This is a genomic window from Cupriavidus sp. UGS-1 (genome assembly GCF_021213615.1).
Lineage (GTDB): Bacteria > Pseudomonadota > Gammaproteobacteria > Burkholderiales > Burkholderiaceae > Cupriavidus.
The window spans coordinates 74,789-101,314 of sequence record NZ_JAJQJF010000003.1 but is presented as its reverse complement, the minus strand read 5'-3'; the positions used below and the strand labels follow the sequence as shown (position 1 = coordinate 101,314).

Annotated in this window: 26 protein-coding genes; 13 read left to right on the top strand and 13 right to left on the bottom strand. The window is 67.8% G+C overall.

Features of this window, described 5'->3' with window-relative positions; genetic code table 11:
* Window positions 1-107: 107 nt before the first annotated feature.
* From LRR16_RS05380 to LRR16_RS05370, 3 genes are all read left to right on the top strand, one after another.
* Window positions 108-992: a LysR family transcriptional regulator gene (locus LRR16_RS05380; protein ID WP_006576387.1), complete on the top strand. Its 885-nt coding sequence runs from the start codon at window positions 108-110 to the stop codon at window positions 990-992.
* Between the two features lie 98 nt (window positions 993-1,090).
* Window positions 1,091-2,011 (top strand): LysR family transcriptional regulator, encoded by a 921-nt coding sequence (locus LRR16_RS05375; protein ID WP_006576388.1) that lies wholly within the window; start codon window positions 1,091-1,093, stop codon window positions 2,009-2,011.
* Window positions 2,012-2,179: 168 nt separating this feature from the next.
* The gene (locus LRR16_RS05370; RefSeq protein ID WP_197498351.1) at window positions 2,180-3,334 is read left to right on the top strand and encodes an MFS transporter; all 1,155 of its coding nucleotides are present in this window, start codon (window positions 2,180-2,182) and stop codon (window positions 3,332-3,334) included.
* 48 nt (window positions 3,335-3,382) lie between these two features.
* Here the strand turns inward: LRR16_RS05370 and LRR16_RS05365 are convergent, their stop codons facing one another.
* From LRR16_RS05365 to LRR16_RS05320, 10 genes are all read right to left on the bottom strand, one after another.
* Window positions 3,383-3,796, bottom strand: a complete 414-nt coding sequence (locus LRR16_RS05365; protein ID WP_232205070.1) for a VOC family protein — start codon at window positions 3,794-3,796, stop codon at window positions 3,383-3,385.
* A 41-nt stretch (window positions 3,797-3,837) separates the two neighbouring features.
* A complete protein-coding gene (locus tag LRR16_RS05360) occupies window positions 3,838-4,209 on the bottom strand; it encodes a cytochrome c family protein (protein ID WP_232205069.1) in 372 nt (123 codons plus the stop codon).
* A 198-nt stretch (window positions 4,210-4,407) separates the two neighbouring features.
* Window positions 4,408-5,484: an iron ABC transporter permease gene (locus LRR16_RS05355; protein ID WP_006576391.1), complete on the bottom strand. Its 1,077-nt coding sequence runs from the start codon at window positions 5,482-5,484 to the stop codon at window positions 4,408-4,410.
* On the bottom strand, window positions 5,481-6,770 hold the full coding sequence (locus LRR16_RS05350; protein ID WP_232205068.1) for an ABC transporter substrate-binding protein: 1,290 nt from the start codon (window positions 6,768-6,770) through the stop codon (window positions 5,481-5,483). Before LRR16_RS05350 ends, LRR16_RS05355 begins: the two co-directional genes overlap by 4 nt.
* Complete coding sequence (locus LRR16_RS05345) at window positions 6,767-7,774, bottom strand: ABC transporter ATP-binding protein (protein ID WP_006576393.1); 1,008 nt, start codon at window positions 7,772-7,774, stop codon at window positions 6,767-6,769. Before LRR16_RS05345 ends, LRR16_RS05350 begins: the two co-directional genes overlap by 4 nt.
* Window positions 7,771-9,864: a TonB-dependent siderophore receptor gene (locus LRR16_RS05340; RefSeq protein WP_232205067.1), complete on the bottom strand. Its 2,094-nt coding sequence runs from the start codon at window positions 9,862-9,864 to the stop codon at window positions 7,771-7,773. The genes LRR16_RS05345 and LRR16_RS05340 overlap by 4 nt, the downstream gene beginning before the upstream one ends.
* 244 nt (window positions 9,865-10,108) lie before the next feature.
* Window positions 10,109-10,633 carry a gamma carbonic anhydrase family protein gene (locus LRR16_RS05335; protein WP_006576395.1) on the bottom strand — a complete coding sequence of 175 codons (525 nt, stop codon included), beginning with the start codon at window positions 10,631-10,633 and terminating at the stop codon, window positions 10,109-10,111.
* 57 nt (window positions 10,634-10,690) lie between these two features.
* Window positions 10,691-11,725, bottom strand: coding sequence for a tripartite tricarboxylate transporter substrate binding protein (locus LRR16_RS05330; protein ID WP_052511425.1), 1,035 nt, complete (start codon window positions 11,723-11,725; stop codon window positions 10,691-10,693).
* 101 nt (window positions 11,726-11,826) lie between these two features.
* Window positions 11,827-12,978: a CaiB/BaiF CoA-transferase family protein gene (locus LRR16_RS05325; RefSeq protein ID WP_006576396.1), complete on the bottom strand. Its 1,152-nt coding sequence runs from the start codon at window positions 12,976-12,978 to the stop codon at window positions 11,827-11,829.
* Window positions 12,979-13,000: 22 nt separating this feature from the next.
* Complete coding sequence (locus LRR16_RS05320; RefSeq protein WP_083492675.1) at window positions 13,001-14,014, bottom strand: hydroxymethylglutaryl-CoA lyase; 1,014 nt, start codon at window positions 14,012-14,014, stop codon at window positions 13,001-13,003.
* 311 nt (window positions 14,015-14,325) lie between these two features.
* On the opposite strand from LRR16_RS05320, the gene LRR16_RS05315 reads away from it, so the two are divergent.
* Window positions 14,326-15,051 carry an IclR family transcriptional regulator gene (locus LRR16_RS05315; protein ID WP_006576398.1) on the top strand — a complete coding sequence of 242 codons (726 nt, stop codon included), beginning with the start codon at window positions 14,326-14,328 and terminating at the stop codon, window positions 15,049-15,051.
* Here the strand turns inward: LRR16_RS05315 and LRR16_RS05310 are convergent.
* A complete protein-coding gene (locus LRR16_RS05310; protein WP_006576399.1) occupies window positions 15,048-15,965 on the bottom strand; it encodes a CoA ester lyase in 918 nt (305 codons plus the stop codon). The two genes, LRR16_RS05315 and LRR16_RS05310, sit on opposite strands and share 4 nt — an antisense overlap.
* A 215-nt stretch (window positions 15,966-16,180) precedes the next feature.
* Here LRR16_RS05310 and LRR16_RS05305 point away from each other — a divergent pair, with 215 nt between their 5' ends.
* From LRR16_RS05305 to LRR16_RS05270, 8 genes are all read left to right on the top strand, one after another.
* A complete protein-coding gene (locus LRR16_RS05305) occupies window positions 16,181-17,533 on the top strand; it encodes an MmgE/PrpD family protein (RefSeq protein ID WP_232205065.1) in 1,353 nt (450 codons plus the stop codon).
* On the top strand, window positions 17,530-18,045 hold the full coding sequence (locus LRR16_RS05300; RefSeq protein ID WP_232205064.1) for a MaoC family dehydratase: 516 nt from the start codon (window positions 17,530-17,532) through the stop codon (window positions 18,043-18,045). Before LRR16_RS05305 ends, LRR16_RS05300 begins: the two co-directional genes overlap by 4 nt.
* Entirely contained in the window at window positions 18,042-19,286 is a 1,245-nt protein-coding gene (locus LRR16_RS05295; protein WP_064576619.1) for an acyl-CoA dehydrogenase family protein, read from the top strand. Before LRR16_RS05300 ends, LRR16_RS05295 begins: the two co-directional genes overlap by 4 nt.
* Window positions 19,283-19,774 (top strand): MaoC family dehydratase, encoded by a 492-nt coding sequence (locus LRR16_RS05290; protein WP_232205063.1) that lies wholly within the window; start codon window positions 19,283-19,285, stop codon window positions 19,772-19,774. The genes LRR16_RS05295 and LRR16_RS05290 overlap by 4 nt, the downstream gene beginning before the upstream one ends.
* Window positions 19,771-20,997 (top strand): CaiB/BaiF CoA-transferase family protein, encoded by a 1,227-nt coding sequence (locus tag LRR16_RS05285; protein WP_232205061.1) that lies wholly within the window; start codon window positions 19,771-19,773, stop codon window positions 20,995-20,997. Before LRR16_RS05290 ends, LRR16_RS05285 begins: the two co-directional genes overlap by 4 nt.
* 61 nt (window positions 20,998-21,058) lie before the next feature.
* Window positions 21,059-21,982 (top strand): CoA ester lyase, encoded by a 924-nt coding sequence (locus tag LRR16_RS05280; protein WP_232205055.1) that lies wholly within the window; start codon window positions 21,059-21,061, stop codon window positions 21,980-21,982.
* Window positions 21,983-22,038: 56 nt separating this feature from the next.
* The gene (locus LRR16_RS05275; RefSeq protein WP_023264808.1) at window positions 22,039-23,058 is read left to right on the top strand and encodes a tripartite tricarboxylate transporter substrate binding protein; all 1,020 of its coding nucleotides are present in this window, start codon (window positions 22,039-22,041) and stop codon (window positions 23,056-23,058) included.
* 164 nt (window positions 23,059-23,222) lie between these two features.
* Window positions 23,223-23,645, top strand: a complete 423-nt coding sequence (locus tag LRR16_RS05270) for a GFA family protein (RefSeq protein ID WP_370646763.1) — start codon at window positions 23,223-23,225, stop codon at window positions 23,643-23,645.
* A gap of 60 nt (window positions 23,646-23,705) precedes the next feature.
* Here the strand turns inward: LRR16_RS05270 and LRR16_RS05265 are convergent, their stop codons facing one another.
* Complete coding sequence (locus LRR16_RS05265) at window positions 23,706-24,347, bottom strand: HD domain-containing protein (RefSeq protein WP_232205047.1); 642 nt, start codon at window positions 24,345-24,347, stop codon at window positions 23,706-23,708.
* 230 nt (window positions 24,348-24,577) lie between these two features.
* Here LRR16_RS05265 and LRR16_RS05260 point away from each other — a divergent pair, with 230 nt between their 5' ends.
* Window positions 24,578-25,540 (top strand): GlxA family transcriptional regulator, encoded by a 963-nt coding sequence (locus LRR16_RS05260; protein WP_064576624.1) that lies wholly within the window; start codon window positions 24,578-24,580, stop codon window positions 25,538-25,540.
* Window positions 25,541-25,561: 21 nt separating this feature from the next.
* Here LRR16_RS05260 and LRR16_RS05255 read toward each other — a convergent pair whose 3' ends face one another.
* Window positions 25,562-26,383 (bottom strand): SDR family oxidoreductase, encoded by an 822-nt coding sequence (locus LRR16_RS05255; RefSeq protein WP_232205045.1) that lies wholly within the window; start codon window positions 26,381-26,383, stop codon window positions 25,562-25,564.
* Window positions 26,384-26,526: the final 143 nt, after the last annotated feature.

Here is a 26,526-nt window from a genome sequence, read left to right as displayed (position 1 = left end):
TGTCTGTATGCGGCGCGCTGTCCGGTGGCGCCTTGCGGCAAGATTAGGGCAATGGCACTATGGCGTCCATGCAATGGCCGACATAGGCTCAAGCGGGATTTTCAATAATGGATACGAAGCTGCTGGCCGTTTTCGACGAGGTCTACAAGACCCGCAGCGTGTCCCGCGCGGGCGAACATCTGGGCCTGCCGCAGACCTCGGTCAGCCTGGCGCTGGGCCGGCTGCGCCGTCAGTTCGGCGATCCGCTGTTCGTCCGGACCGCCGAAGGCATGTTGCCGACCCCGCATGCGGAGACGCTGATCCAGCCATTCCGGCAGGCGCTGGCGATCCTGCGCACCGCCACGCAGCAGCAGGTGGTGTTCGACCCGCCGCGTTCGGAACGCACCTTCCGCATCAGCATGACGGATATCTCGCACCTGCAGTTTCTGCCGGGACTGATGAACCGGCTCAATACACTGGCGCCTGCGATTCGCGTGGAAGTGATGCGAATCTCGACGGAGACACCCAAGGAGCTCGAAACCGGGGCGTCGGACCTCGCCGTGGGATTCATGCCCGAGCTGGAGGCAGGCTTCTATCAGCAACGCCTGTTCAATCAGGGCTTTGCCTGCGTCGTGCGGCAGGACCATCCCCGAGTCGAGCGGCGCATGACGGCCACGCTGTTCAAGCGCGAAAAACATGTGGCGATCACCGCCGCGGGCACCGGCCATGAACTGCTCGAACGCGAGCTGGCGCGGCGGCGGGTCACGCGCAACGTCGCGTTGTCGCTGCCGACGTTGCCGGGGCTGGGCAATCTGCTGGCCAATACCGACCTGGTCGCCACGGTGCCGGAGCGCGTGGCGCAGATGCTGATGGGTATCGCCAACGTCAAGGCGTTGGCCCCGCCCTTCCCGCTGCCGACCTTCTCGATCAAGCAGCACTGGCACGAGCGCTATCACCAGGACCCGGCCAATCGCTGGCTGCGTTCGGTCATTGCAGACCTGTTTCTCGACTAGGCCCTCGCCTCTTCCTCGCCTCTCCCTCGCTTCGCACGTATCATGCCGGCGATGTATCCGAACCGAACAAACACCGGCAACGCCGGACGCTGAACCCGATGGACAAACTGCTTGCGCTGAAGATGTTCGTCGAGACCGTCGACGCCAAAGGCTTTTCCGCCGCGGCGCGGCGGCTGGACCTGGCCACCTCGTCGGTGACGCGCGCGCTGGACGGCCTCGAGCAATCGCTCGGCGCAGTGCTGCTGAACCGCTCGACGCGCCAGGTCACCGTCACCGAGGCGGGCGCCGCCTACTATCAGCAGGCCCGACGGATTCTCGAGGCAGTCGAGGAAGCCGATGCGCTGATCGCCGACCGCGGCGACATACCGGTGGGCCAGTTGCGCGTGTCGCTTCCCGTCGCCTTTGGCCGCCGCTGCATCGCCCCGCATCTGGGCGCGCTGCTCGAACGGTATCCGCAGCTGGAGCTGGAGGTGACGCTGACCGACGACATCGTCGATCTGCTCGGCGACCGCTTCGACCTGTCGGTGCGCATCGGCAATGCCTCGTCGTACGACAATGTCATCGCGCGACAGATCGGCACGTTCCGCCGGCATGTGGTCGCGAGTCCCGCCTACCTGCAGCGGCATGGCACGCCGTCGCTTCCCGAGGATCTGGTCGGCCATGCCTGCCTGCGCTTCCGCTTCGGCTACGGTGCGCGTGATCAGGTCTGGACGTTCGAGCGGGATGGGGAACGGCAAATCGTGCCGGTCCGGGGCCATTTCCGCAGCAACAACATCGACGTGCTGCACGAGCTTGTGTTGGCCGGTGCCGGGATCGGCCTGCTGCCGGACTGGGTCACCGATGCCGATATCGAGGCGGGACGACTGCGGCGCCTGTTCGACGATTGGACCGTCAACCCGGATCAGGTCAGCAGCGGCGTGTCGGCGCTGTATCTGCCGAACCAGCGTGGCTCCCGCCGTATCGCCGCCTTTCTCGCCTTCCTGGAGGGGCTGCCGGCCTTGGCGCAGGGCCGCTGCTGACGCCCGCACGCGACGCATTGTCTTGGGCGCAACGCTGATTTGCGCCGGCATGGCATTCACCGCAACGACCCGTCCCCCTAAGCTTCGGACATTCCAACCGACAAGTCCGAGGCCATCAACATGCCCGCTCCTTCCGCTCTCGCCCCATCGGCTTCCCACGCGCGTGCGATGCCCGCCACGCTGGTCGCATTGTTCTCGCTTTGCGCCGGGGTGCTGGTGGCCAATCTGTATTACGCGCAGCCGCTGATCGAACTGATCGGCCCGCAGATCGGCCTGTCCGCAAGCAACGCCAGCCTGATCGTGTCGCTGACACAGATCGGCTATGCGGTCGGGCTGTTCTTCCTGGTGCCGCTCGCCGACCTCTACGAAAACCGCCGGCTGCTGCTGCTCAGCGGCACGGCGGCCACGGCGAGCCTCGTCGCCGCGGCGCTGTCGACGCAGCCCGGTCCTTTCCTGCTGGTGTCGCTGCTGCTGGGGCTGAGTTCGGTCAGCGTGCAGATCCTGATTCCGCTGGCCGCGCATCTGGCGCCGGAGGCCACGCGCGGCCGCACGGTCGGCACCATCATGGGCGGCCTGTTGTCCGGCATCCTGCTGGCGCGGCCGCTGTCCAGCCTGCTGGCCGAGGCGCTGGGATGGCGCGCGGTCTTTGTCGCCGCGGCGGCGATGACGCTGGCCACCGTGGCGATCATCGCGCTGACGCTGCCGCGCCGCGTGCCGGAACACCGTGCCCGCTATGGCCAACTGCTGGTTTCGCTGTGGCATCTGTTGGCGCGCTTTCCGCTGCTGCGCCAGCGTGCGCTGTACCAGGGCCTGCTGTTCGCCGCCTTCAGCCTGTTCTGGACCGCGGTGCCGCTCGAACTGGCCAGCCGCCACGGCCTGTCGCAAGCGCAGATCGGCATCTTCGCACTGGTTGGCGCGCTGGGCGCCGTCGCGGCGCCGATCGCCGGACGCCTTGCCGATGCCGGACACACCCGTATCGCGTCCCTCGCCGCGATGGCGCTCGCCGCGCTGAGTTTTGTGCCGGGATTGGCCACCGGCCCCTACGGCGTCTACGCCCTCGCCGCCACCGGCATCGTGCTCGACTTCGCCGTGCAGATGAACATGGTGCTGGGCCAGCGCGCGATCTATGCGCTCGATGCCGCCAGCCGTGCGCGCCTGAACGCGCTGTACATGACCGCGATCTTCATCGGCGGCGCGGCCGGTTCGGCGGTGGCCAGCTTCGTGTACGCACAGGCCGGATGGCAAGGCGTCGTGATGACGGGCAGCGGCCTGGCCGCCATCGCGCTGGTCGCATTCGTGGCGGCATCGCAGATGCGGCGCTGAGTGGGCCGCCGCCCCGCTGCCCTCATCGAAATCGGCGGCGACGGTCCTTCAGGCCGAAGCCGCAGGCAGATCGCCGCGATGGACCACCTGGACCTTGTTGCCGTCCGGATCACGCAGATAGGCGCCGAAATACCCCTCGCCGTAATGCGGCCGTGGCCCAGGTGGGCCTTCGTCCGTGCCGCCGGCCGCCATCGCGGCCGCATAGGCCTGCTCGACGGCCTGCGGCGAAGGCGCAAGGAACGACACCATGGTGCCGTTGCCCGCGGTGGCCGGCTGCCCGTTGAACGGGATGTAGGCGTAGAAGCGCGGCAGCGCCTCACCCGGCTGGATCCAGCACAGCGCCGGCGGACCGCCATCCGGCATGACTTGACGCTGGCGCAGGCCCAGCGGCGTCAACAGGGCATCGTAGAACCTTCCAGCACGCGATAGATCGGCGACGCCGACGGTGACATGGCTGAACATCGTGGGACTCTCCTTCGGTAGCAATCGGCACGACAGCGAGGCTATTGGAATTGCCGCAGATACGCCAGCAGATCGTCGATCTGCCTGGCGCTGCCGATTCCCCAGAAGCGCATCTTGTTGCCGGGGACGACCTGCTCCGGCGCACGGAGGAATGCGGCCAGCGTGTTGTCGGACCACACGATGCCCGCACCGCGCATCGCATTCGAATACGGGTAATCGCTGGCCGCCCCAGCCTTGCGGCCCACGATGCCATTGAGCTGCGGACCGAAGCCGCTGCGCGCGCCCGGTCCGACCTTGTGGCAGGACGCGCATTTGCGGTCGAATGCCGCCTTGCCCGCGCGCGGATCCCCTGCAGCTTCCGCCGACGGCGAAAGCAGGGCCAGCGCCAGCACCGCCAGCGTGGCTTGAATCATGGCGTGATACGAATGGGAACGCGGCACCAGGACGTCCAAGGCGAGGATCGAAGCCGCGGATTTTAGCGCTGCGAACGACAGCGGTCCAAGCCGCTCGCCTTGCATGCCGGGATCGATGGTTTGGGTAAAATCCTGGCGGTTAATTGCACTTCAACACAAAAAACGCGCGTATCGGGAAAGACGCGCGTACGGGCATTCTCATTCGGTCCGATGCAAGGCCTTGGTCCGGTACAGCATGGCGAGCGCCACCGGCGCGCCGACCAGGCCGATCACCGCATTCAGGTGGAACACATGCCGGCTCCAGGGCAGATGCACCACCAGATCCGCCGCGAGGCCGAGCACCGCGCCGACCAGCGCCGCGCCCGGAAGCAGCACGCGATGGTCCGCGCAACGCCACAGCGTGCGGGCCACCTGGGCCGAGACCAGGCCGAGGAAGGCAACCGGGCCGCAGAACGCCGTCACCAGCCCGGTCAGCCACGCCGTCGCCAGCAACGCGGCGCGCTTGACCCGCGCCACCGGAATCCCCATCGACTCGGCATAGCGCTCGCCGAGCAGCAGGCCGTTCAGCGGCTTGACCAGCAGCAGGCTGCCGAGCAGGCCGAGCGCCACGCCGGGCACCAGCAGTTCCAGCTGCCGGCGCGTGGCGCCGGCGAAACTGGCATCGTCCCAGGCCTTGAACGCGCGCGCCTGCGTTTCGTCGATAAAGTGCATCGAGGCGCTGATCAGGCCGACCGCCAGATAGCCGAGCATCAGGCCCGTGATCAGCAGCGTCACCGTGCCGACCCGGCGCGACAGCACCGCAAGCAGAGCCAGCACGGCGGTGGACCCGGCGATCGATGCCAGTGCCATGCCGAGGTCACCGACCACTCCGTAGCGCAGCAGGAACGCATTGCCCGCGACGCCGGCGATGGTGACCAGCAACGCCGTGCCCAGCCGCGCGCCGTGCACGATGCCGAGCACGAACGGATCGGCGAGCGGATTGCGGAACAGCGTCTGCAACAGCAGCCCCGACACACCGAGGGCCGCCCCGCTGACCATCGCATTGATTGCCCGGGGCAGCCGAAAGCCCAGCACGATATCGCGCCAGACCTCGGCCTCCATCGGCTGTGCGGTCAACGCCTGCAGCACGGCCGGCAGCGGCACGGCCACGGCGCCCAGCGTGAGCTCGGACACCAGCAGCACCAGCATGGCGAGCCCCAGGCCGGCAAAGATCAGCGGGCCGCGCCGCGAAGAAGTCCGGGGCATCGAAGCCGCGGCAGAAGTCAGGGTCGTCACGGTAGTTTCCGCAGGAATCGAGAGGTGAGACCGGAAGCCGGCGTGTCCTGTTGCGAGACGGCAAGGACGTCGGCGGCTTCCGACGCCAGTTCGGGATGCAGCGCCGCAATGGCCTCGGCAAGCTGGACATGCGGCTGCGTCATGCTCTGGTCCTGGTACGGGTACGCCCAGGCGCCGGTATAGCCGCGGTCCCATGCGTGGACGTTGCGGCTGGCAGCCGCGGCAAAGCGCCCGTGCAGCGGACTGGCGGCGATCCACGCCTCGATATCGGCGCGCCCTCCCACCGTGCCAAGCCAGGCCGGCGCATCGGCGCCGCGCGCATAGACGCGCTCGAACGGCAGGTAAACCAGGCTGCCTGTACCGCCACCGTCGAGCACATAGCGTCCGCCGGCATCGGCGATCAAGCGCGCGCGCTGATTGTCCGCGCCGAACGTCTCGAAGCGCTGGCGTCCCGCGGCAAAGCCGGACATCACCGCGGGGCGAGCCCGTGCGCGCGCCGCCAACTCGGCCAGCCGTCGGTATGCCGTCTCGATCGACGCGAATTGCGTGTTGGCACGCTGCTCGCGATTGGACAGCAGCGCCAGCAGCTTGAGCCATTCCGCACGTCCCAGCGGATGGGGCTCGTGATGGTCTGCCTGCGCGATCGCACGCACGCCGAGCTCCCACAGGCGCGGATGCATATTGCCCTGCGGATAGGCCGAATAGAAGCTCAGGTAGACATCGGCCTGCACCGACATCGCCTGTTCGATCGATGCATGGCCATAGCCCCACATGTCGTGGACCTGGCCCTGCGCGATCCGGGCCCGCACCGACGGCACCGTGACGCTGCGCACGTTCTCCGTGCCGTACAGGCGGTCCACCAGGCCCAGCTCGTCCAGCGCGCCAAGCATGGCCGCGTTGCCGGTGACCAGGCGCTGGATCGGCACCATGATCACCGGAACCTCGTCGCGATGCGGCGGGACCGGCGTACCGCACTGGACCAGCAGATACTCGAGCCGTTCACCGGTACCCACGCTCGGCGTGAAACGCACGCGCTTGTAGTGGGGGCCGTACTCGACCTCCAGTTGCGACGCATGCGAAAACGTCGTCTTGTGGGGGAAGTAATCGACCCCGGGACGATAGTCGGCGACGCAGGCGGCATCGAGATTGGCGGTGGGACCGGCTGCGCCGACGGCCTGCTTCGGCCACGTGGCGCGCGGCGGCGCTTCGATCCGCGTGCAGCCGCATAACAGCATGTTCAGCCCGATTGCCGCGGCGGTGGCGGCGGCAAACCCGTGCCGGTTCACGGCCGCTCCTGCGCGATGGCCGTCCCGTTCGACGCCGAACGCAGCGCCTCGACCAGCTCGCCGAGCGTCGAATAGCGGGTCGCCTCGCTGTCGTCGCCGGCGAGCGCATATCCACTCGCATCGGCGCGCAGTGTCAGCGCGGCGGCGGGATCGCGGACATACCCTGCCCGTTCCAGCGCGCGTGCCGCCCAGCTGGCGCGCAGCCCGCCACCTTCGAGCCGGATCGCACGCGTTCCCGCCGGTCCCACGCGCAGCTCCGCGCGCTCGAGATCGAAGGTCAGACCGTCGGCGGCGAAGCTCGTCCCCAGCACGCCGTCGATGGCCAAGTCCTCCGGCGCGCCGACATGCAGCCGCCGCTGGCCGTCGATCAACCACAGCTCGTCGGCATAGCGCAGCGCCAGCTCGAGGTCGTGCGTGGACAACAGCACCGCCAGGCCATTCCGATGGGAGAGATCCAGCAGCAGCTGCATCGTGCCGACGCGGCGCGGCAGGTCGAGGAAGGCCGTCGCTTCGTCGAGCACCAGCAGGCGAGGCTGCTGTGCGAGGGCGCGCGCAATCATGATCTTCTGCCGCTCGCCATCGGACATCTCGGCGACGAGCCGATCCGCCAGCGACAGCGCGCCGGCGCAGGCCAGCGCCTCGTGCACGATCCGATGGTCGTCCGGGCTCAGCCGGCCTCCCCACCCGAGATAGGGATAGCGTCCCATGCTGGCCAGCTCGTAGCCGCGCATCAGCGTGCCGTCGACGCGCTCGGTCAGCACCACCGCAAGACGCCGCGCGCGCTGCACGGAGGACATCGCGTGGATCGGCTCGCCATCGAGATGCACCTGCCCCGCCACCGGCGCCTGCATCGCGCACAGCGTGCGGATCAGCGTCGATTTGCCGGCGCCGTTCGCACCGAGCAGGCAGACGAAACGCCCGCTCGGGATCGCAAGATCGAGCGGCCCGAGCAACGCCCGGCCGCCGTGGCCGGCGAACAGGGCCGTGGTCGCCAGCACCGTCACAGCGTCGCTCCGAAGCTGGCGAACACGGTGCGCGGCGCCCCCGGATAGGTCGGCACGAAGGCGCCGCCGGAGTCGTAGTAGCGGCGATCGCCGAGGTTCTGCACCGTCAGCTGCAGCTTGTAGCGGCGGGCCTTGCCGAAGCGGTACGCGATATTGGCATCCCAGCGCGTGTAGGAAGGCAGCGCGAAGGTGTTCTCGGTATTGGCCTGCCTTTCGCCGACATAGGTCGCGCCGATGCCGACACTGAGCCCAGAGGCAGCACCGGCGAAATCGTAGGTGGTCCAGATGCTGGCGGTGCGGCGCGGCGCATTGACCAGCAGCTTGCCGACCAGCGCCGGATTGCTGTCGGCGGCGATCTCCGCCTTGTACTGCGTGTAGCTGGCCAGCACGCGCCAGCGCGGCGTGATGCTGAAGGGCACGTCGATCTCCCAGCCCCGGCTGCGCTGCTCGCCGACCTGGATCACATAGTTGAATTCCTCCGGATCGGAGACCACGCCGTTGCTGCGGCGAATGTCGAACAGCGCGACGGTCGGCTCGAGCCGGCCGTCCAGCAGGCTCAACTTGGCACCGACCTCGGTCTGCTTGCCGCGCGACGGTGCGGGCAGCGTGCCGGCGCGCAGCATGCCGCCGGACGGTTCGGTCAGGAAGGAGCGCGCCCAGCTCGCGTAGAACGACACCGGCTCGACCGGCGTCCACGTCAGGCCCACCCGCGGCGACAACGCATCGTCATGCCGGACCAGCGTGTCGGCCGCCCGCAGGTACTGCGCCCGCGCGCTCGAGCGCGAGCGGTCGTAGCGCAGGCCCAGCAGCAGGCGCCAATGCGGTCCGAACTGCAGCTCGTCTTGGGCATACAGGCCGAGATTGCGGCCGGTGTAGCGCGAACCATCGTACGGCAGCAGCGGTCCCGCAGCGGCGCCATGCACCGGGTGGTAGAGGTCGATCGGCAGATTGACCGGGAAGCCGCCGGGCCCGACGTTGGCCTGCGCGCTGAAGTCCCATTCGTCCCAGTTGTAATCGGCGCCGATCAATACGCGATGGCCGATGCCGCCGGTCTCGAAGCGGCGCGAGGCCTCGGCCATCAGCGTGGTATCGGTCTGCCGGTCGATATTGCGCTGCTTGCGGCGATTGACCTGCGGGTCGGAACTGTCGGCGCCGCTGATCGCGGGGAATCCATACGGATACCAGACCGCATCGGTGCGCGCGTACGACCGTTGGGCGCCAGCCCGCAGTTCCCAGCCATTGTCGAAACGGTGATCGAGCACCAGCGAGCCGAGTGCGCTGTCGTTGTCCAGCCGCGCGTCCCGCTCGCCATAGTTGTAGTGAATCGGTACGTTCAGGAACAGCGGGCTGTTGCCGAAGCCGCGATCGAAGGCCCCGCGCCGGCGGCCGAATTCGAACTCCGCCGTCAGCCGCGTCTGCGGCGCGATCTTCCATTGCAGTACCGGCGATACGAACGCCGTTTCGGCATCGACGAAATCGCGGAAGCTGCGGTTGTCCTGCCAGGAGCCGGTGATCCGGTAGCTCAGCGTATCGCTGATCGGGCCCGTGCTGTCCACCGTGACACGGCGGAAATCATGGCTGCCGCCGGTCAGCTCGACGCTGTGCTGCGGCTTGTCCAACGGCTTCCTGGTGACCAGGTTGACCACGCCGCCCGGCTCGAAACGGCCATAGAGCGCGGACGCAGGCCCCTTCAGCACTTCGATCTGCTCGATATTGGCCATCTCGTCGACCGGCGCGAACACGCTGCGTCGAAAGCCGTTCTTCAGGTTCGCCGAGGTCGCGAAGCCGCGCAGCCGAAAGCGGTCGTTGCTGCCGCCCCAGCCGACCTGCGCCGTCACACCGGGAACGGTGCGAATCGCCTCGCCCAGCGTGAATACGCCGCGGTCCTCGATCAGTTCGCGCGTCACCGTCTGGATCGAAAACGGCGTTTCCTTCAGCGCGGTATCGCTCTTGTTCGCGGTAGGTGCGACCACCGCGCGGTACGCCCGCTCGCGCGTGCCGGTGACGGTGACCTCCTCCAGCTCGGCGGCCGGCGCGGCCTCCCCCGGCTGCGCCGCGCAGATGCCTGGCGCCGTCGCCAGCAATGCCATGGCGGCGCGCCGGTGCCATCGGATCGTGTGGGGTCGTGGATGTGGGGCGGCGGGCAAGATATCGTCCTCATTCGAGTGGACGATAATGATATTTCATTCTCATTAAAAAGCAAACCGGCCTGGATGCAGCGCCGCTCTCCCCGTCAACGCCAGCCCGGGCGTGACGGTCCGCGGCACCCCGCACCGGCAGACCGTCTTGCGCGACGTCTCCCCTTGGTGCTGCCTGTCGGGCCCGAATGCCCGGTCAGACCAGTTTCTTCAGCTGGCTCTTGTAGTCGGCGCCGCGCTTGACGTAGTCGGCGGCGTTCGCGCGCAGGTTGCGCACTTCTTCTTCGCTGAGTTCGCGCACGGCCTTGGCCGGCGAGCCGAGGATCAGCGATCGCGGCGGGAAGGACTTGCCTTCGGTGACCAGCGCGCCCGCCGCGACCAGCGATTCGCTGCCGATCGTCGCGTTGTTCAGGATCACCGCCTGGATGCCGATCAGCGCGCCATCGCCGATGGTGCAGCCATGCAGCATTGCCTGATGACCGATGGTGACGTCGGTACCGATCCGCAGCGGGAAGCCCGGGTCGGTATGCAGCACGGCGCCCTCCTGCACGTTGGAGCCATCGCCGATCGCGATCGCTTCGTTATCGGCGCGGATCACCGCGCCGGGCCAGACGGTGACCTGCTCGCCAAGCTGCGCGTTGCCGATGACGGTGGCCTGATCCGCAACGAAGGCGGTGTCGGAGATGGACGGCGTCAGGTCGCCGAGCTGGTAGAGAGCCATGTTCGATGATGCGTTGGTAGGGAGAAGAAAGGCCCGCGTGACGCGCGACGCGTCACGCTATTCGATCGACACGTTGGCCTTCTTGACCAGCGTGGCATAACGCGCGACCTCGCTAGCGAAGAACTTTGCCGCCTGCGCCGGCGTGGTCGGGCGCGTGGCGGTCGCCTGCTTCTTCAGCGCCTCGACCACCTCGGGGCTGGTGAAGGCCTTGGCGAAGGCGTCGTGCAGGCGCTGGACTTCGGCGGGCGGCATGTTGGCCGGACCGACGAGCGCGAACCAGCCCTCGATGTCGTAAGCGGGCAAGCCCTGTTCGGCGATGGTCGGGATATCGGGGGCAGCCTGCGAACGGGTCGCGCCGCACAGCCCAATCGCACGCAGCGTGCCCGCCTTCAGATGCGGCAGCGCGGCGTTCAACGCGACCACGCCCATCTGCACCTGGCCCGACAGCAGATCGGTGACCATCGGGCCGGTGCCCTTGTACGGAATATGGCGCGCCTTGATGCCCGCCTCCTCCAGGAACATCTGGCCGGCCAGATGAATCACGGTGCCGTTGCCGGAGGACGCGTAGTTGTATTCGTCCGGCCTGGTCTTCAGCAGCGCGACCAGTTCCTTGACGTTGCGCGCCGGCACCTTGGGGTTGACTACCAGCACCAGCGAGGTCGCGCCCAGCACGCTGATCGGCGTGATGTCCTTGATCGCGTCGAACGGCATCGACTTGAACACGCTGGGATTGATCGCATGGTTGTTCGACACCATGCCTAGCGTGGTGCCGTCCGGGGCCGCCTTGACCACAGCGGCCGTACCGGTGATGCCGCCCGCGCCGGGCATGTTCTCGATGACGACCGGCTGGCCGAGCGCCTTGCCAAGCGCCGGCGCAGCGGCCCGGACGATCGCATCGACGCCCGAACCCGCGCTGATTGGCAGGATCAGCCGGATCGGCTTGCCGGACCCCGGCTGCGCCTGGGCGGCGCGGAACGGATACAGCGCCGGCGCGCCGAGCATGCCGAACGTGACGGCCGCGGCCGCCAGTTTGATCATGTTGCGACGGCGCGGCAGCGAGGGCGCGACAGAACGAGGGCGGGAGGAATGCATGATGTTGTCTCCTGATGGGTCTTGTTCGGCCGCTGTGCCGCGGCCTGTCCAGGCTGTTCGGGCTTCCCGGCGTGCCTTGCACCCCGGCCGCCCCGGTGATATCAGCGCGCGCCCTTGCCGAGCCGCGCCAGGATTTCGTCGTTGTGCTCGCCGGGCTTCGGCAAGGGACTGCGGACGCCGGGACGGCGGCCCCCCATCAGCAGCGGCAGCAATACGGTCGGCGCCGTCGAGCCGTCCTCGACCTGCATCGGCACCACTCCCCCGCTCTCCTTCAGATGCACGTCGTCGAGCAGCTGATCCGGGCGGACGATCGGCGCGTAGGGAATGCCTGCCGCCTCGAGCTTCGGCGCCAGTTCGGCGACGCGGTGATGCCGCAGGATGCCGCCGAGCTGCTCGAGCAGCCGCGGCCGCACGGCGACGCGCGAGGCATTGCTGCCGTACTCGGGCACGTCGAGCAGGTCGGGCCGCTCCAGAACCGTGCATAGCGTGGCGAACTGCTTGTCGCTGACCGCGCCGATGAACAGCTGCTCGTCGTCGGCCAGCGTGAAGACGTCGTAGACGCTCCAGGCCGATACGCGCGATGGCATCGGCGGCGGCGCCTCGCCGGTCATCGCGTACTGCTGCATATGCTGCGAGGCGAGGAACACGCAGTTCTCGAACAGCGCGCTCTGGATCTCCTGGCCGCGCCCCGTGCGATCGCGTTCGCGCAGCGCGGCGAGCACGCCGATCGCGCCGAACATGCCGCCCATGATGTCGTTGACCGAGGTGCCGGCGCGCAAGGGCCGCCCCTTCGGGCCGGTCATGTACGACAGCCCGCCCATCATCTGCACCACCTCGTCCAGCGCCAGCCGGTTCTCGTACGGCCCCGGCAGGAAGCCCTTGTGCGAGACATAGATCAGCTGCGGGCAGGACTTCGACAGCGTGCCGTAGTCCAGGCCGAGCTTCTGCATCAGCCCGGGACGGAAGTTCTCCAGCAGCACGTCGCACTGCGCGGCCAGTTCCGCCGCGGTGGCCCGGCCCTCGTCGGTCGTGATGTCGAGCACCACGCTTTTCTTGTTGCGGTTGAAGGCGCGGAAAAACCCGATGCCCAGGCCCGGCAGATTGCGCGTCTTGTCGCCGCCCGGCGGTTCGACCTTGATCACCTCGGCGCCGAGGTCGGCGAGGATCATGCCGCAGGTCGGCCCCATCACCATATGGGTGAACTCGACCACGCGGATGCCAGCAAGCGGCAGGGATTCATTGCTTTGCGTCATGATATGAGCCAATTGGCGGCGATCAGGCGTCGAAAGTCGAGGAAGTTGCCGCGCCACAGTGGCTCGGCACATCAAGGCCGGCATCGTGGCCGGCGTCGACGCCGGGGAATGTCTTCGGCAAGCCGGCGCGCCACAACGTGCCGTGCAAGGTCTCGCCAGCAAGCCAGCCCGCAACCCGCCCGCGCAGGCGCAGCAGCGCGCCGATATCGAGACCGGTGTCGATGCCCATGCTGCCCAGCATATAGGCCAGGTCTTCGGATGCGACATTGCCGCTGGCGCCCGGCGCATGCGGGCAGCCACCGATACCGCCAAGGCAGGCGTCGAAGCGGTTCACGCCGGCCTGCATCGCAGCGTAGACATTGGCCAACCCGAGTCCCCGGGTATCGTGGAAGTGGCCGCACCATAGCCGGTCGCCGGCGATCGCGACAGCGCGTTCGAACAGCGATGCGACGTGCGCTGGATCGGCATAGCCCACCGTATCGGCGAGGCTGACGCGGTCCGCGCCGGCATCGAGCAGCGCCTGCATCAGACGCAATACCTCCTCCGCGTCGACGTGCCCCTGGATCGTGCAGCCGAAGGCCGTGCCGATCCCGCCTTCGATCAACGTGCGGGCACCGGCGGCATCGCGGGCCGCGCGCATGCGGGCCACTTCGGCCACCACTTCGTCGGGGGTCTTGCGCAGGTTCGCCAGGCTGTGCGCGTGGCTTGCCGACAGCGGCACCAGCATCAGGTCGGCGCCGTGGTCCAGCGCCAGCTCGGCACCGCGCAGGTTCGGCACCAGCACCGAGCAGAACAATCCCGGCAGAGTGCCGGCGAAGTCCAGCAGCTCGGCCGTATCGGCCAGTTGCGGAAGCAGCCGCGCCGGTACGAACGATCCGATCTCGATTTCACGCAGGCCGGCCTCGTAGGCGGCACGAATCCATTCGCGCTTGTGCTCGGTCGGCACGATGGTCTGCACGCTCTGCAGCCCATCGCGCAGGCCGACCTCGCGGATCACGGCACGGCTTGGAAGGTAGGAAAGATGGCGGGCGTTCATGGCTCTCACAACGATGCGGGCCGGCAGATCGGCGATCTGGCGCGGCCCGGTGGGAGCAATGTATGCCATTCCGGAAATGATCTACAGCGATCATTAGAGTAGATGACAGTTCCAGATCGGAAAGTCTAAACACCGCGAAAGCTTCCGGGCCCGCGCGCGAGCCGGCGGCGCTCGAAGCAATGAACACCTTGGACACTGACCGGCGCACGTCTCCATCGCAGGCGAAACGCCCCGGTTTACCATACGCACCAACATCAGAATGACCCGCAGCCCAGGCTGCGCGGCATGGGAGACAGTCGATGGATGCAGGCATGGTGAAGTCAGCGAACCGGGTCTTCGATCTGCTCGAGCTGTTCGAGCGCGAGCGCCGGCCGTTGCGGGTCAGCGAAATCGTCGAGAAGCTCGGCATACCGCAATCGAGCGTTTCGATGCTGGTGCGCACGCTGGTGGCCCGCGGCTATATGGAGTTCGACGCGCAGGCACGGACCTTCTGTCCCTCTGTTCGCGTGTCGTTCCTGTGCGACTGGACCACGCGCAAGCATGGCGCCAGTGCCACCGTGCATGACGCCATGCGGCGGCTGTCCGAAGAAACCGGCGAGACCGTGCTGCTTGGCCGCCAGAGCGGCATCATGCTGCAGTACCTGTCGGTCATCGAGTCCCCGCATGCGCTTCGGCTTACCGCCGTATCCGGCGGCATGCGCCCGATGCACCTGACCGCGATCGGCATCATGCTGATGAGCCGGATGAACGACGACGAGGTGGGCCGCCTGCTGCGACGCTATAACGCGGAGCACAAACCGGCATGGCCGCCGGCGCGGCTGGCCGATACCATGCGCGCCGTGCGGCAGGCGCGCGAACAAGGCTATTACGAATCCGCGAACCTGGCCACGCCGGGCGCCGGCGTGTTGGCGACGCTGCTGGCGACGCCGATCCGCGGCCAATGGCTGGGCATCGGTACCGGCGGGCCGGTGGCGCGGCTGCACGCGCGCCGCAAGCAGTTGCTGCCCGCGGTGCTGGCGGTCGCGCGAAACTGCTAGGCGTTCTGCGTTGCCCCGCTTCGCCGCAGTTCTGCCTGCACGATCGCCTCGTGGCGAGCCAGCAGCCGCGACGCCTGCTCCAGATGCAGCCGCTCGACCATCTTGCCGTCCAGATTGATCACACCCGCATTGGCGTGCGCGTCTGCCGCAAACGCGGCAACGATCCGTCCGGCCTCCGCTACCTGCTGTGCCGACGGGGCGAATGCCGCGTTGGCGGCATCGATCTGCGACGGGTGGATCAGCGTCTTGCCGTCGAAGGCCATCCGCACCGATTGCGTCAACTCCGCGGCATAGCCGGCCTGGTCCCCGAAGTCGTTCCAGACGCCGTCGAGGATGTCGACCCCGTGGCGCTTCGCCGTCAGCACGGCCTGCATCAGCCAGGGCAACAGATAGCGGCGTTCCTCGCCGGCAAATACACCGGTGTCCTTGGCCAGATCGTTGGTGCCGATCACCAGGCATTCGAGGCGGGGCGTCGCCGCCCGCCCTGCCGCGACGATCGCGTCGAGCCGATGGATCGCCTGCAGCGTCTCCACCATCGCCCATAGCGCCGCCGGCTTGTCCCACGCCAGCGCCGCGCAGGCGCGGGCGAACGCCACGACATCGGCGTCGTCCCCGACCTTCGGCAGCAGTACCGCGTCGACGCGCGCGCTGGCGGCGAGCAACAGATCCTGCTCGAACTCGGCCGTGCCCAGCGCATTGACGCGCAGCACGATCTCGTGCCCGTCAAAGTCCCGTGCGGACAGGGCCTGTGCAAGTTGTCCACGGGCGGCGCCCTTCATCGCCGGCGACACCGCATCCTCGAGATCGAACACGATCGCATCGCATGGCAGCGTGGCTGCCTTGTCGATGGCGCGGGCGTTGGCAGCGGGAACGTAGAGAACGGAGCGGCGCAGGCGAATGGAATCGTCGGTCATGGTCTGGATATCGAAGTTGGCTGGAGGACAGGCGGTACGCGACCGCGCGACCTGCAGTCTGCCCTTCCGTCCGTCATCCCGCCATCACATACGTGATGAATGGCGGCCATCGTCAACCATCACATATGTGATGCCCGCCGAAGCCCGGCCGGCCGATACTGCCCCCACCCGCAACAACCGCCGCTCGCAAATCGCGGCGCATCGAACAGGTGGACATGGAACGATCGGATCAGGCAGCACCCGGCTTTACCGCCGCGATGGCGCAGTGGATCAGTACGGTCGACGACACCGCAATCCGCCCGGCGGCCTTGCTCTGGGCCCGCCACGCGCTGCTGGACTGGCTGGCGGTAGCGATCGCCGCCAACGACGAGCCGCTGGTCAGGATGCTGGCCGCCGAGCACGGCGGCGGCACGAACGCGCCGTGTACCGTGCTGGCCGGCAGCCGCGCGCATGTCGCCGATGCCGCGCTGATCAATGGGGCCGCGGGCCACGCGCTCGACTTCGATGACGTCGCTTCCGCGATGCGTGGCCACCCCACCGTACCGGTCGCTCCCGCCGCGCTCGCCGTCGCAGAACTGGAACGCGCCGACGGCATGGACCTGCTGCGCTCGCTGGTGATCGGGCACGAGGTGGAATCGCGCATCGGCGAGCGGATTGGCGATGCGCAGTACCGCTTCGGTCTGCATCCCACTGGAACGACCGGCGCCATCGGCGCGGCTGCGGCCTGCGCGCGGCTGATGCGGCTGGACCCCGATCGCAGCGCCCACGCGCTCGGTCTGGCGGCCACGCAGGCGGCCGGCCTCAAATGCATGTTCGGCACGATGGCAAAGCCGCTGCATGCCGGCAAGGCGGCGATGCATGGCGTGATGGCGGCCCGGCTGGCGGCGCGCGGCTTCACCGCCAACACCGCCGCGCTGGAATGCGCCCAGGGATTTGCCGCCACGCAGGCGCCGGATAGTCATCCCTTGCCCACGCAGTTCGAGCCGCGCGGCACCATGGCGATCGAGAAGACGCTGTTCAAGTACCACGCGTCCTGCTATCTGACCCACTCCACGCTGGAAGCCGTGGCGCAGGCGCGCCGCAAGCATGGCATCGGCCTTGACGACATGCAGACGATGGCCATTCTCGTGTCCGGGCCGCATCGCGGCGTCTGCGACATCGCGCAACCGCGCACGGGCCTGGAGATCAAGTTCGCGATCCAGCATCTTGCGGTGATGGCGCTCGACGGCGTATCGACCGCGTCCCTGGGCAACTACACCGACCAGCAGGCCACCGACCCTCGCCTTGCGGGCGCTCGCGAACGGGTCACGCTGCGCACCGATCAGGGCGGAGACCGCAACACTGCCGTGGTCGAAATTCGCACGCGCGACGGCCGCACCGTGCGCGAGAGCGCCAATGTCGCGGTGCCCGCCACCGATCTCGACCGGCAGTGGCAGCAATTGCTGGCCAAGGCCGAGGCCATCGTCACGCCGGTGCTAGGCGGCGCGCGCTTTCGCCGCCTGGCCGATGCGGTGCAAACGCTGGACCGGCTCCCTTCCCTTGACCCCCTGTTCGAGGCAATCCGATGACATCCCAGGACACCGCTTCCGTGGACCCGATCGTGGCGCGGCTCAAATCCGAGGCCAGGCTGCGCGTCCGCGGCAATCGCTACGAGGAGTTCGAGCCCGGGCGCGCCTTTACCCATCACTGGGGCCGCACCGTCAGCGAAGCCGACAACACGCTGTTCTCGGTGCTGACGCTGCACTACAACCCGCAATACACCAATGCCGCGGTGGCCGAAGCCAGCGGACACCCGCGCATTCCCGTCAATCCGCTGCTGGTGTTCAACACCGTCTTCGGCCTGTCGGTCGAGGACCTGTCGGAAGGCGGGGGGCCCTTCCTCGGCGTCGACGAGCTCAGTTACGGACAGCCCGTCTACCCGGGCGACACGCTGTACGCCAGCTCCGAGGTGGTCGCGCGGCGGCTCGCCAGCAACCGTCCCGGCTACGGCATCGTGACCTGGCACACGCGGGGCACCAACCAGCGCGGCGAAGCGGTGATCGAGTTCAAACGTTCGAATCTTGTGAGGACCAGGGCATGACCATATCGGCAGACGGCAAGGGCTACATGACGGAAGAGCGCCAGATGATCCGGGAGGCGGCGCGCGAGTTCACCATGAAGGAGGTGCTGCCCGTCGCCAACGCCCTCGACGGCCCGGATGCCGAGATCCCCATGGATCTGCGCGACAAGATGGCGGAGATGGGGTATTTCGGCATCACGATTCCGGAGCAGTACGGCGGCCTCGGCCTTGGCATCTTCGAGTACTGCCTGATCTGCGAGCAGCTGTCGCGCGGCTGGATGTCGGTCGCGTCCATCGTCGCGCGCGCCCAGGGGGGCTGGATCATGAAGGCCATGCCCGAGGACATGCGGCAAGCCTATCTGCCGCGCGTGGTCCGCGGCGAATTCCTGAACGCGAGTGCGCTGTCGGAGCCCGACACCGGCTCGGATCTGGCCTCGATCTCGTGCCGGGCCGAGCGCGACGGCGACGAATGGGTGCTGACCGGCAACAAGTACTGGTGCACCTTTGCCGACGGCGCCGACTACCTGATCCTGTTCGCCCGCACCTCGCCGCCGCCAAGCCCGGACAAGCGCTGGGAAGGCATTTCCTGCTTCATGATCGAGAAGGAACGCGGCAGCTTTCCGCCGGGCATGACTGGCTCGCCGATTCCCAAGATCGGCTACTTCGGCTGGAAGACCTTCGAACTGGCGCTCGATGGCGTGCGCGTCCCCGCCCGCAACCTGATGGGCGGCGAAGGCAAGGCGTTCCTGCTGATGGCCAAGGGTCTCGAGGGCGCCCGCGCGCATACCGCGGCGCGTGCGATCGGACTGGCCCAGGGCGCGCTCGAGGATGCCATCGCCTACTCGCTGGAGCGCCGGCAGTTCGGCATGCCGATCGCCGAGTACCAGGCGATCCGCTTCAAGATCGCCACCATGGCGACGGAAATCGAGGCGGCGCGCCAGCTGCTGTATTACGTCTGCAACGAGATCGACAGCGGCCGCCGTTGCGACAAGGAAGCGTCGATGGTCAAGTACTTCGCCTCGGAGATGGCCGAGCGCGTGACCTCGACCGCGCTGCAGATCTTCGGCGGCGCCGGCTATACCAGGCTGTTCCCGGTCGAGCGCTACTGGCGCGACGCGCGGCTGACCAAGATCTTCGAGGGCACCTCGGAAATCCAGCAGCGCATCATCGCCAACAGCCTGCTGGGACGATCGGAGGTCGAGGCCATGATCGCCAGCCGCGCCTTCGACCAGCGCCAGGGCGCCGGGAGGGCCACGGCATGAAGACGCATGCGCTGACCAGCCACGACGGCTACTTCGAGGACTTCTCGCCCGGCATGCTGATCCGCCACGCGCGCGGCAAGACCGTGACCGAGATGGACAACGTGCTGCTGACCAATATGGTGATGAACACCGCCGAGGGCCATTTCAACGAGGACGCGATGCGGCGCGCGGCAAACGGCATCTTCTCGCAGCGGGTGGTGTTCGGCGGCATCAATCTGTCGATGGTGCTTGGCCTCGCCGCGCAGGACACCGCGGAACAATGCCTGCGCGAAGTCGGCCTGGACAAGATCCGGCTGTCGCATCCCGTCTTCCATGGCGACACGCTGTACGCCTACTCCGAGGTGCTGGCGGTGGAAGACGCGCCCGGCCGCGCGGACGCGGGCCTCGTCCGTTTTCGCCACTACGGCATCAACCAGCACGACAAGCTGTGCGTGCAGGCAGAACGCGCGGTACTGCTCAAGCGCAAGAGCCATTGGGGGGAGCGATGAGCGGGGACGAGCGTCCCGCCGGCGCGCTCGACGGCCTGGTCGTGCTCGACCTGACCCAGATGCTGGCGGGACCGTACGCGTCGATGATGCTGGCCGACCAGGGCGCGCGCGTGATCAAGATCGAACCGCCAGGCGGCGACCTGACGCGCCGCAACGGCCCGCATCTCGATGGCGCGCTGCGCCTGGAGCAGCGGGGATACGGCGCCTACTTCGGGTCGATCAACCGCAACAAGGAATCGGTGGAGCTGGACCTGAAGCAGCCCGCCGGCCGCGATGCGCTGCTGCGGCTGGCACGGCAGGCCGACGTGCTGGTCGAGAACTATCGCGTGGGCGTGATGGACCGCCTCGGCCTGGGCTACGAGACGCTGGCCGCCGAAAACCCGCGGCTGGTCTACGCAACGCTGCGGGGCTTCGGCGATCCGCGCAGCGGCGCGAGCCCCTACGCCGAGTGGCCGGCCTATGATCCGGTCGCCCAGGCCATGGGCGGCATCATGGGGATCACCGGAGCGCGCCGCGGCGGCCCGCCGACCAAGATCGGTCCCGGCATCGGCGATATCGTGCCTGCCATGTTCCTTGCCTATGGCATCGCGGCCGCATGCTGGCGCGCGCAACGTACCGGCCAGGGCCAGTTCGTCGACGTCGCGATGGTCGATGCGGTGCTGGCCATCTGCGAGCGGCTGGTGTTCCAGTATGGCGTGACCGGCAACGCGCCGGGGCCGGAGGGCAACGGCCACCCGCTGCTGTGCCCGTTCGGACTGTTTCCCGCCGCCGACGGCCACGTCAGCCTGGGCGTGCCGAACGACCGCTTCTGGGCGCTATTGGTCGCGCGGATGCAGCGGCCCGAACTGCAGCACGATCCGCGCTTCGCCACCAACGACGCCCGCGTCGCGCATCGCGAAACGGTCGACGAGATCGTCTCCGCGTGGACCCGGCGCTTTACCAAGCAGCAACTGGCGCACGAACTCGGCGGCGAGATTCCGTTCGGCCCGGTGTTCGATGCGCGCGACATCTTCGCCGACCCGCACTTTCGCGCGCGCGGCATGCTGGTCGAAGTCGAGCAGCCCGGCGCGGCACGGCCACTGACGGTGGCCGGAACGCCGGTGCGCATGAGCGCGACGCCCGGCGCGGTGCGGCGCCGAGCCCCGATGGTCGGCGAACACACCGAACGGACGCTGACGGACTTTGGCTTTACCGCAACCGAGATTGCCGCGCTGCGGCCCTGACACGCTGGATCGCCATGGTTCGCCGGGCGACAGCGCATACCACCAAGGAGCAAATACCGCGATGCAAAGGGATGCACAACAACGACCGCGGCGCCTGCGCCGCTGCCAGCTTTCGGTGCCGGGCTCGAGCGAGAAGATGATGAGCAAGGCCGCCGCGATGGACGTCGACTTCGTGTTCCTCGATCTCGAGGACGCCGTCGCGCCGGCCGAGAAGCGGCCAGCGCGGGCAAAGATCGTCGACGCGCTGAACGGGCTCGACTGGGGCAGGACCACGCGCTGCGTGCGCGTCAACGACCTGACCACCGAGTACGCCTACGAGGACATCATCGACGTGGTCGAAGGCGCCGGCGCCAACCTGGACGTCATCATGCTGCCCAAGGCGATGAGCGCGGCCGACGTGCAGTTCGTCGACAAGCTGCTGACGATGATGGAGATCAAGCTCAAGCTGCCGCATCGGATCGGCATCGACGTGCTGATCGAAGAGGTCGAGGCCATGATGAACGTGGAAGCCATTGCGGCGTCCACGCCCCGGCTCGAATGCCTGATCTTCGGCATGGGCGACTACTCGGCCAGCCAGGGCGTGTCGGTGCGCGATATCGGCGGCAGCGGCGGCTATCCGGGCGATATCTGGCACTACCAGCGCCACCGGCTGACGATCGCCGCGCGTGCTCACCGGCTCGATGCGGTCGATGGTCCTTTCGCGGACTTCCGCGACCCGGACGTCTATCTGCAGGAAGCGCGGCGCGCGATGATCCTCGGCATGGTCGGCAAGTGGGCAATCCACCCGTCGCAGGTCGAACTGGCGCAGCAGGTGTTCTCGCCCTCGCCGGACGATGTCGCTCGCGTCCGCGACATGATGCGCGCCTACGACGCCGCGCTCGCACAGGGCCTGGGCGCCGTCCAGTACGACGGCAAGATGATCGACATCGCGTCGATCCGCATCGTCCGGAATCTGGTCGAGCGGGCCGCATTGATCGGCATGTAGCGCCCGCTTCGGCGCGGCTGGCGGCCGCGCAGTGATAACAACGATACGGAGACGATATGAAGGCTGACAACCCACCCCAATGGCTGGTCGACGGCCAACGCCGTCGCCTGCTGCGCGCTGGTGCCGCCCTTGCCGTGCTGCCGTGGCCGGTCGCGTCGGCACGCGCCGCCAACTGGCCGGCCCGGCCGATCCGGATCATCGCCGCGCAAGCGCCCGGCTCGTCCAACGACAGCACGGCGCGCGCGTTCGCCGAGTATTTCACCGGCGTGCTGAAGGTGCCCGTGGTGGTCGAGAACAAGCCCGGCGGCGTCGGCATGATCGCCGCCGAGACCGTGGCGCGCAGCGAGCCCGACGGCTACACGCTGCTGTTTACGCTGCACAGCCAGCTCGCGCAGGCGCCGGTGCTGCTGCGCAAGCCGCCGATCGATCCGTCGCGCGATCTGTTGCCGATCGCGGCGGTCAGCACGGGCGTCGGCGTGATGGTGGCCAACAAGAACCTGCCCGCCAACAACTTCAAGGAGGTGCTGGCGCTGGCCCGCAAGCGGCCGGTCTCGGTCGGCAACTATGGGGTGGGCTCCGGCTGGCAACTGATGGTGGCCCAGTTGAAGAAGGAAACCGGCGCCCAGCTCGACATCATCAACTACAAGGGCACGGGCGCGATGATGGGCGACCTGCTGGCCGGCCATATCGATGTCGGCGCCGGCTCGCTGCTCGGCATGACGGGCGGCCTGCAGTCGGGCGGCCTGAAGCCGATCCTGATCATCTCCGGTCCGCGCAGCGATCGCCTGCCCGGCATCCCCACATGGGCCGACGAGGGCTTCACCAGTCCGGTGTTCCGCAACCTGACCGAATGCAACATGCTGCTGGGCCCGGCGGGCATGCCGCCGGAGATCGCCGCGCGGCTGGCCGAGCTGGTGACCAGATCGATCAGCGAGTCGGAGCAGGTCAAGATGGTCAGGCAACAACTCGGCAGCCAGGACACGCCATTGACCGGCGATGCCCTGCGCCAGTTCATCGGCCGCGTCTGGCCGACCTACCAGGCGGCAACCAAGGCGATCGGGCTGACACTGCAATGAAGTCCGCCCTGCGCCATCGCCATTGAGGCCACCATCGGCGCCGCACAGACAGCGGATCCGGGGAAATTCCGATCCATCATAGAATTTCGTCTCCTCAAACCTACGACGAGATCGCGATGAACGACTGGAACTTGCCCTGGACCGGCGGATGCCGATGTGGACGGTTGCGCTTTGAAGTCACCGCGCCGCCGCTGCTGACGATGGCCTGTCATTGCACCGGCTGCCAGAAAATGAGCGCCAGCGCCTTCTCGCTGTCGATGGCGATTCCCGAGGCCGGCTTTCGCGTGACCGATGGCGAGCCGGTCGTCGGTGGCATGCATGGCGAGCAGGTGCACCACCGGCATTGCGATTGGTGCAAGAGCTGGGTATTTACCGAGATGGAACCCAGCATGGGCTTTGTCAACGTTCGCCCCACCATGCTCGACGATGCCGCCTGGTTCGCGCCCTACGTCGAAACCTATACGAGCGAGGCGCTGCCTTGGGCAAAGACCGGAGCGGCGCACAGCTTCGCGAAGTTTCCGCAGATGGAGGAGTATGGCCTGCTCGTCGCGGAGTTCGCGGCCAAGGGTCCGCGGCCGGGCCGCTAGCACGGATTCGCGACCCGGCATGCGCGAACCCTTCGTGCGCCCGGTCCCTGCCCGGCCGGATCAGGTCGGCCAGGCCGACCCCAGGATGATGCTGCAGAAGTTCAGGCGCTGATAGTTCGGGTCCTTCAGCGCCAGCACATCGGCCTTGACGTTGCCGAACGTCGTCAGCGGCTTGCGGCGTGTGCCCTCGGCGAAATGGTCGATGATGCTTTCCTTGAAGTTGTGCTCGCGCGGGTGATGCCGGCAGACGTGGTCGCGCTGCTCGCCGGTGAAGTCGTGATAGCACAGCCCCAGCACATCCATCTCGACGCCCGCCGTGACCAGCGCCACCGTCGGGCGCATATGTTGGGGGATGCCGGGGGTCGTATGCAGCGCGATGGCCGCCCAGACATCGTCGATATCCCGTTCAGCAATGCCATACCCCTTCAGGAAATCGCGCGCCGCGTTGGCGCCGTCCACTTCGAAGCGCAGATTGTCGCTGGCATAGCGCTGCGTCAGCCCCATGTCATGAAACATCGCGCCGATATAGAGCAGCTCCGGGTCATAGGCCAGCGCCTTGCGCTCGCCGGTCAGCGCGCCCCAGAAAAACACGCGGCGGCTATGGTGGTACAGCAGGTCGTCTTCGGTATCGCGCACCAGTTGCGTCGCGGCGCGTGCCATCGCGCTGTCGGGCACGCGGATGCCGGCAATGATTTCAGCCATCGTTATTGCTCCTGAAGGATTGGCATGGCGGGGCATCGGCACGGCGCACGATGCGGTCGCCATCGCAAGAGTGGAAAGTGGGATGCCAGCCGGCCCGCCTCATCGTCGACCTCGGCGGCCCGGGCTTGCGCTTTCATTCTGGCTGGCGCGGTCGTTGGCTACAATGGTGCGATTCCGTCAGATCAGGACATCATGAGCGCACTTCAGGACAGCCTCGGGACATCGACGATATGAGCGTAACCACCGTAGCCATCTTGATGCTCGACGGCGTGCAGGCGCTGGATGTCGCCGGTCCGGTCGACGTCTTCGCCGAGGCCAATGCCTTTATCGGGCCCAAGGACCGCTATCAGACGGTGCTGGTCGGCAAGACACGCAAGCCGCTGCGCGCGTCCAACGGCATGCAGCTGATGCCGGACCTGTCGCTGAACGACGAAGCGCCACGCCTCGATATCGTGCTGGTGGCGGGCGGCCCTGGCCTGCCGAGTGCGCCGGCCGATGCCGCGGTGTCGAAGTGGCTACGTAACGCGGCATCGCGCGCGCGGCTGCATGGTTCGGTCTGTACCGGCGCCTTCGTGCTGGGCCACGCGGGCCTGCTGGATGGCCGGACGGTGACGACCCACTGGCAGAACGCCGCCCACCTGGCCGAGCGGTTTCCTGCCGCCACGGTCGAGTACGACCGCATCCATCTGCGCGACGGCAAGCTGGTCACCTCGGCGGGGGTCACCGCCGGCATCGACCTGGCGTTGGCATTGGTGCGGGAGGACCACGGCGCCGCGGCGGCGCTGGCGGTGGCCAAGCGGCTGGTGGTGGTGGCGCAGCGCCAGGGCGGCCAGTCGCAGTTCAGCCCTTATCTGGCCGCGGCGCCCACGCAGGCCGATTCGCCGGTGGCCCGCGTGCAGGCCTATGTGATGGCGAACATCGGCGCCAGGCTGACGCTCGATGCGCTGGCTGCCGAAGTCGGCATGAGCGGACGCAATCTGGTCCGCCTGTTCGTCGCGGATACCGGCATGACGCCGCATGCGTTCATCGAGCGCGCGCGCATCGATATCGCGCGCAATCTGCTGGAGGGCAGTGCCCTGCCGTTGAAGTCGATCGCCTACAAGTGCGGCTTCGTGACGGTGGACCGGATGCGCGTGCTGTTCCAGCAGCGGCTTGGCATTTCCCCGGCGCAGTATCGCGCCAGCTTCCGCTAGCGCCGGCGCGATACTCCGGCATCAAATGACGCCGCCGTTCGCGCGCAGCGTCTGCCCATTGACCCAGGCGCCATCGGGACCGGCGAGGAAGGACACCACGTTGGCAATGTCCTCCGGCTGACCGAGCCGCTCCAGCGGTGCCAGCTTCGCCAGGCGCTCGACCACCTCGTCCGGCTTGCCATCGAGAAACAGCGCGGTCGCCGTGGGACCTGGCGCCACCGTGTTGATCGTGATATTGCGGCCGCGCAATTCCCTGGTCAGCACGCGCGTCATCGCCTCGACGCCGGCCTTGGTCGCCGCATAGACGCCGTAGGTCGGCTGAGACAAGCCGACCATGCTCGACGACAGATTGATGATCCTCCCACCGCTGCGCAGCCGTCGCGACGCCTCGCGCAGCGTGTTGAAGGTGCCCTTCAGATTGATGGCGACCTGGCTGTCGAACAACGCGTCGTCGCTGTCGGCCAGCGTGGCGAGCCGCATGATGCCTGCGTTGTTGACGAGCACGTCGACGCCGCCGAACGCGGTCTCGGCCGCGTCGAACATGCGCCGGACGGCCGCGCCGTCGCTGACGTCGGCCTGCGCGGTAATGGCGCGCCCGCCGGCCTGCTCGATCTGCCCGGCCAGCGCCTCGGCGTCGCGGGCACTGCCGGCATAGTTGATGACGACGGTGAAGCCGTCGCGGGCCAGGCGCCGCGCGATCGCGGCGCCGATGCCGCGGGAGGCGCCGGTCACGATGGCGACCTGGTTTTTGGTGCGCTTGTCGGCGGGCTTGCCGGTGCGCTTGTCGGTGCGCTTGTCGGTGCGCTTGTCGGTGAGATTGTCGGTGAGATTGTCGGTGCTCATGTCAGTTCTCCGTTGGAAGGGTCGCGGATAGAGAGGAAGGGTTGCGACATGGGAGAACTATGCGCGGCGGCGACCAAAAGATCATCGCCCCGGCATTGGCAGCACTGTTGGCGCCGCTTGAACAATGGCGCGCCGCGGTGGTC

Excerpts from the sequence above, each read along its gene's own strand:
- LRR16_RS05325 (WP_006576396.1), bottom strand. The coding sequence starts at position 12,978 with ATGACGCAAAGCAATGAATCCCTGCCGCTTGCTGGCATCCGCGTGGTC.
- LRR16_RS05275 (WP_023264808.1), top strand. The coding sequence starts at position 22,039 with ATGAAGGCTGACAACCCACCCCAATGGCTGGTCGACGGCCAACGCCGT.
- LRR16_RS05380 (WP_006576387.1), top strand. The coding sequence starts at position 108 with ATGGATACGAAGCTGCTGGCCGTTTTCGACGAGGTCTACAAGACCCGC.
- LRR16_RS05330 (WP_052511425.1), bottom strand. The coding sequence starts at position 11,725 with ATGCATTCCTCCCGCCCTCGTTCTGTCGCGCCCTCGCTGCCGCGCCGT.
- LRR16_RS05305 (WP_232205065.1), top strand. The coding sequence starts at position 16,181 with ATGGAACGATCGGATCAGGCAGCACCCGGCTTTACCGCCGCGATGGCG.
- LRR16_RS05335 (WP_006576395.1), bottom strand. The coding sequence starts at position 10,633 with ATGGCTCTCTACCAGCTCGGCGACCTGACGCCGTCCATCTCCGACACC.
- LRR16_RS05280 (WP_232205055.1), top strand. The coding sequence starts at position 21,059 with ATGCAAAGGGATGCACAACAACGACCGCGGCGCCTGCGCCGCTGCCAG.
- LRR16_RS05360 (WP_232205069.1), bottom strand. The coding sequence starts at position 4,209 with ATGATTCAAGCCACGCTGGCGGTGCTGGCGCTGGCCCTGCTTTCGCCG.
- LRR16_RS05260 (WP_064576624.1), top strand. The coding sequence starts at position 24,578 with ATGAGCGTAACCACCGTAGCCATCTTGATGCTCGACGGCGTGCAGGCG.
- LRR16_RS05370 (WP_197498351.1), top strand. The coding sequence starts at position 2,180 with ATGCCCGCCACGCTGGTCGCATTGTTCTCGCTTTGCGCCGGGGTGCTG.
- LRR16_RS05375 (WP_006576388.1), top strand. The coding sequence starts at position 1,091 with ATGGACAAACTGCTTGCGCTGAAGATGTTCGTCGAGACCGTCGACGCC.
- LRR16_RS05340 (WP_232205067.1), bottom strand. The coding sequence starts at position 9,864 with ATGGCATTGCTGGCGACGGCGCCAGGCATCTGCGCGGCGCAGCCGGGG.
- LRR16_RS05295 (WP_064576619.1), top strand. The coding sequence starts at position 18,042 with ATGACCATATCGGCAGACGGCAAGGGCTACATGACGGAAGAGCGCCAG.
- LRR16_RS05255 (WP_232205045.1), bottom strand. The coding sequence starts at position 26,383 with ATGAGCACCGACAATCTCACCGACAATCTCACCGACAAGCGCACCGAC.
- LRR16_RS05365 (WP_232205070.1), bottom strand. The coding sequence starts at position 3,796 with ATGTTCAGCCATGTCACCGTCGGCGTCGCCGATCTATCGCGTGCTGGA.
- LRR16_RS05315 (WP_006576398.1), top strand. The coding sequence starts at position 14,326 with ATGGTGAAGTCAGCGAACCGGGTCTTCGATCTGCTCGAGCTGTTCGAG.
- LRR16_RS05320 (WP_083492675.1), bottom strand. The coding sequence starts at position 14,014 with ATGAACGCCCGCCATCTTTCCTACCTTCCAAGCCGTGCCGTGATCCGC.
- LRR16_RS05300 (WP_232205064.1), top strand. The coding sequence starts at position 17,530 with ATGACATCCCAGGACACCGCTTCCGTGGACCCGATCGTGGCGCGGCTC.
- LRR16_RS05265 (WP_232205047.1), bottom strand. The coding sequence starts at position 24,347 with ATGGCTGAAATCATTGCCGGCATCCGCGTGCCCGACAGCGCGATGGCA.
- LRR16_RS05310 (WP_006576399.1), bottom strand. The coding sequence starts at position 15,965 with ATGACCGACGATTCCATTCGCCTGCGCCGCTCCGTTCTCTACGTTCCC.
- LRR16_RS05290 (WP_232205063.1), top strand. The coding sequence starts at position 19,283 with ATGAAGACGCATGCGCTGACCAGCCACGACGGCTACTTCGAGGACTTC.
- LRR16_RS05285 (WP_232205061.1), top strand. The coding sequence starts at position 19,771 with ATGAGCGGGGACGAGCGTCCCGCCGGCGCGCTCGACGGCCTGGTCGTG.